1 protein-coding gene is annotated in these 1,539 nt (G+C 66.4%); it reads left to right on the plus strand.

Translation table 11 applies throughout. The features are described from left to right. The first annotated feature begins 163 nt into the window (after window positions 1–163). Window positions 164–1,525 carry a sigma-54-dependent transcriptional regulator gene (locus ACV4UX_RS19450; RefSeq protein WP_491594924.1) on the plus strand — a complete coding sequence of 454 codons (1,362 nt, stop codon included), beginning with the start codon at window positions 164–166 and terminating at the stop codon, window positions 1,523–1,525. Window positions 1,526–1,539: the final 14 nt, after the last annotated feature.

Here is a 1,539-nt window from a genome sequence, read left to right on the forward strand (position 1 = left end):
AGGCCAGGCCCCTGCTGCCCCCCAAACCCGCCCCGGCCGACCCCGACCTCGCCATGCGTTTGCAGGAAAAGGAAAAGGAGGTATTGCACCTCCAGAAGCAGATCAAGGCCCTGGAAACCATCCATCGCGAAATCCAGGAAAAGAAGAAAATGGGCAGCCAGTAATGGCCTCCATGGACCGCAAGACCATCCTCGTGGCCGACGACGACCCGCACATCCAGGAAGTCCTGGACGTGCGCCTCTCCTCGGCGGGCTACGAGGTCATCCTCGCCGCCGACGGCCGCGAAGCCCTGGCCGAACTTTCCCGACGCCCCGTGGACCTCGTCATCTCCGACGTGCGCATGCCAGGGCTCGACGGCCTGGAGCTTCAGGCACGCCTGGAAAAGATCGCCCCGCGCCTGCCCATCATCTTCCTCACCGCCTTCGGCTCCATCCAGGACGCCGTCACCGCCATCAAGAGCGGCGCGGTGGACTACCTCACCAAGCCTTTCGAGGGCCGCGAACTGCTCGACAAGGTCAAGCAGGTGCTCGACCGCTCCGGACAGGGGCAGGTCGCCTCGCCCGCCGCCGGCGACGGCGGCATGTGGCGCACCGCCTCCCAACGCATGCGCGACCTGGCCCAGGTGGTGGAGAAAGTGGCCCCCCGCGACGTGAACGTTCTGCTCCTGGGCGAATCCGGCACCGGCAAGGAGCGCATCGCCCACCTGATCCACGAACTCTCGCCGCGCCGGGAACACCCCCTCGTGGTGGTGGACTGCGGCTCCACGCCGGCCAGTCTCCTGGAATCGGAACTCTTCGGCCATGTGAAGGGCTCCTTCACCCACGCCGTCAAGGACAAGAAAGGGCTCATCGAGGAGGCCCACAAGGGCACGCTTTTCCTCGACGAGATCGGCAACATCTCCCAGGAGATGCAGGTGCGCCTGCTGCGCTTCCTGGAAAACCGCAAGATCCGCCGCATCGGAGACACCCGCGAGATCGCCGTGGACTGCCGCGTGGTGGCAGCCACCAATGCCGACCTCGCCCAGGACGTGGCACGAGGCGACTTCCGCGAAGACCTCTACTACCGCCTGCGCGTGGTCACCATCCAGGTGCCCCCCCTGCGTGAACGCCGCGAGGACATCCCCATCCTGGCCGAGCACTTCGCAAAGTCATTCTGCAAGGCCCAGGGCATGCCCCCCGTGGCCATCCCCCGCGAAACCGCCGAGTTCATGCTGGCCTATCCCTGGCCCGGCAATATCCGGGAGCTGAAAAACGCCGTCGAGGCGGGCATCGTGCTCTCCCAGGGCGGCGCGCTCACCCCCGCCGACCTTCAGGTCAGTCCGGCCGGAAAGCCGCACCACGGCGACAGCGAAGCCCTCTCCCTGGACGAAAGCGAAAAGCAGGCCATCATCAAGGCCCTGGAAAAATCCAACTGGGTCCAGAAGGACGCCGCCCCCCTGCTGGGCGTCAGCCGCCGCGCCCTCAACTACAAGATCCAGAAGTACGGCATCGACATCCCCACCCGCCGCCGCGTCATCAAGCCGTAGCGGGGCTCCGCCCC

This window comes from Fundidesulfovibrio sp., from assembly GCF_058402725.1.

Coding starts and splice junctions, on each gene's coding strand:
- ACV4UX_RS19450 (WP_491594924.1), top strand. CDS start 164: ATGGCCTCCATGGACCGCAAGACCATCCTCGTGGCCGACGACGACCCG.